This window comes from Amycolatopsis sp. NPDC003676 (assembly GCF_053587275.1).
Map to the genome: position 1 here is coordinate 1 of NZ_JBSFNS010000239.1, position 2378 is coordinate 2378.

Genomic DNA, 2378 nt, shown 5'->3' on the forward strand with positions numbered 1-2378 from the left:
CCACCATCGAGTGCACCGTCGACTCCGTCGTCGACGGTGGTGACCACTACATCGTCATCGGCCGGGTGCACGCCCTGTCGGAATCGGAGACCACCAACGGTCGTCCGCTGCTGTTCTACCGGGGCCAGTACACCGGCATCGAGCCCGACAAGACCACCCCCGCGCCCTGGCGCGCGGACCTGGACCATTTCCTCACGACCACCAGCCTCGACACCTGGCTGTGAGTCCCGCGGGTGCGGCCGCCCACACAATGCGCGGCCGCACCCGTTTCTTTCGCTTTTAAGTGCTCATTCGGTGAGCACTTTGCGGCGGATCATGGTTTCCATGACCATCGACTACATCACCTGCGCCGAAGCGAGCGACTGGGATTCGTGGCTGGCCGCCCATCACGACACCGCCGGTGAGGTCTGGGTGCGGATCGCCAAGAAGGGCGCCCCCGACCCGTCGGTGACGATCACCGAGACCCTCGACGGCGCGCTCTGCTACGGCTGGATCGACAGCCATCGCCGTGGCCTCGACGCCCACCACTACCTGCAGCGGTACTCCCCGCGCCGGGCTCGCAGCCCGTGGTCGCAGGTCAATGTGGCCAAGGCTGAGGCGCTCATCGCGGCCGGACGAATGCGGCCCGCCGGATTCGCGGCCATCGAAGAAGCCGTCGCCGATGGTCGCTGGGCGGGTGCGTACGAACGCCAGCGCACCGCCGAGACACCCGCCGACCTCGTCGCCGCACTCGCCGACGCACCCGAGGCACAAGCCGCCTACGCCGCACTCGGCCGCTCCGATCAGTACCGGCTGTTCCTGCCGATCCTCAAGGCGACGACCCCGGCCGAACGTGCGACGCGAGTTGCCCAGGCCGTCAACGCCCTGTAGCGCACCGCGATTGTGGTGCCGAGCGCTACCAGCGTCGGAGCGCCACCGGTACGCGGGCTGGGCCGTCGGCGAGCGGTGCACGGCCCCGCCGCCGCCGGAGTGTTCGCACCGTGGGGGCTGACCATGCGACCGGACCCGTCAGACCTCTTTGACCAATACCGCGCGGGTGTAGAGCAGCGAAAACCCTCTGCCCTGCGCGTTCTGCTGCGACTTGGAGCCCGGCTGGGTCGTGATCACCGCGAGGTCGCAGCCCGCTGCCGCCGCCTCCGTCAGGCGCGTCGACAGAAGTGCGGTCTGCACTCCGTGCCTGCGATGCGCCGGCAACGTCGCCGCACCCGCGAGCGCGGCGACGCCACCGTCGGTCCGCATGCTCGCCCCGCCGGCAGGCACCCCGTCCCGAAAGGCGAGATAGCGACGGGTGTCACCGGTGGCGGCCATATCCCGCATCACGGCGGCGAGCGCTTCCCGCGGAAACTCCTCGTGCGACGGGACACCCTCGTCGTCCGGATGCGCGAACCCGTCGACGACGACATCGAGCCACTGCTCGAGCCCATCCCCCGCGTCCCGCCGCACCTCGACGTCGGCGGACCCCACCCACCGTCGCCCGCCCAGCTCCGTCCCCAGCACGTTCTCGAACGACACCAACCGATACCCCCGCCCGGTCAACTCGGCCCCGATCCGCGGATCCCCCAACTGCGCCAACTCCACCTGCACCGGCACCCCCACCGCCGCATACGCGCCCTCGATCTCCGCCCACTCCCCCACCGAAGGCACCCCACCGAACCCGACCCCCACCACCTTGTTCAACGGCGACCCCACCTCCGCGAAACACGCCGCCCCACCAGCGAACTCCCGCACAAACCCACCCGACCCCCGCCCCGCCGCCACCCGCGTAGCCCCCACAATGGCATCCGCCTCCAGCCCCTCGACCCGAGCCGCCATCGCACCCCCACAGAACAACGTCCCCAAGTCATCACTCATGAACCACTTATATCCCCCCTGTCCAGCACTTTTCGCGAACCGAGGTGTTCCGTCCGACCGACGGTTGCCTGCCCCGGGCGGAGTCGCCCGGAAACGCCGAACGGCGTGGCCCGAGGGTTCGGGTCACGCCGTCAGGGGTGGTTGGGTCAGGCCGGGGCCGAGGCTTCGCGCTGGAGTTCCAGGGCGATGTCGATGAGCTGGTCTTCCTGGCCGCCGACGAGTTTGCGCTTGCCTGCGCGGACGAGCATTTCGGCGGCGGAGACGCCGTAGCGTTCGGCCTGGCGTTCGGCGTGGCGCAGGAAGCTGGAGTAGACGCCGGCGTAGCCCATCATCAGGGCTTGGCGGTCGAGGAGGCATTCCGACGGCATGGCGGGGCGGACGACGTCTTCGGCGGCGTCGGTGACGGCGAAGAAGTCGACGCCGGTCTTGATGCCGAGTTTGTCGCAGACGCCGATGAAGGCTTCGACGGGCACCACGCCCAGTTCAACGTCGGCGCCCAGGAAACGCCCAGCAGCGCCAGCACGTTC

The 2378-nt window shown here is 69.6% G+C and carries 3 protein-coding genes and 1 pseudogene; 2 read left to right on the forward strand and 2 right to left on the reverse strand.

What is annotated here, in order from left to right:
* Together ACWDNU_RS45165 and ACWDNU_RS45170 are read left to right on the forward strand one after the other, a co-directional pair.
* Nucleotides 1–224: flavin reductase family protein (locus ACWDNU_RS45165; protein WP_449673368.1), on the forward strand; the 224-nt coding region annotated here is incomplete at its 5' end.
* 100 nt (nucleotides 225–324) lie between these two features.
* Nucleotides 325–870, forward strand: a complete 546-nt coding sequence (locus ACWDNU_RS45170; RefSeq protein WP_355270784.1) for a YdeI/OmpD-associated family protein — start codon at nucleotides 325–327, stop codon at nucleotides 868–870.
* Nucleotides 871–1008: 138 nt separating this feature from the next.
* On the opposite strand, the gene ACWDNU_RS45175 is transcribed toward ACWDNU_RS45170, so the two are convergent.
* Both ACWDNU_RS45175 and ACWDNU_RS45180 read right to left on the reverse strand, forming a co-directional pair.
* Nucleotides 1009–1851, reverse strand: a complete 843-nt coding sequence (locus ACWDNU_RS45175) for a GNAT family N-acetyltransferase (RefSeq protein ID WP_449673369.1) — start codon at nucleotides 1849–1851, stop codon at nucleotides 1009–1011.
* 146 nt (nucleotides 1852–1997) lie between these two features.
* Nucleotides 1998–2378: pseudogene (locus ACWDNU_RS45180) on the reverse strand (4-hydroxy-2-oxovalerate aldolase); the annotation flags it as partial.

Bases quoted from the DNA above. Each gene is read 5' to 3' on its own strand.
- ACWDNU_RS45175 (WP_449673369.1), bottom strand. From the start codon at position 1,851: ATGAGTGATGACTTGGGGACGTTGTTCTGTGGGGGTGCGATGGCGGCT.
- ACWDNU_RS45170 (WP_355270784.1), top strand. From the start codon at position 325: ATGACCATCGACTACATCACCTGCGCCGAAGCGAGCGACTGGGATTCG.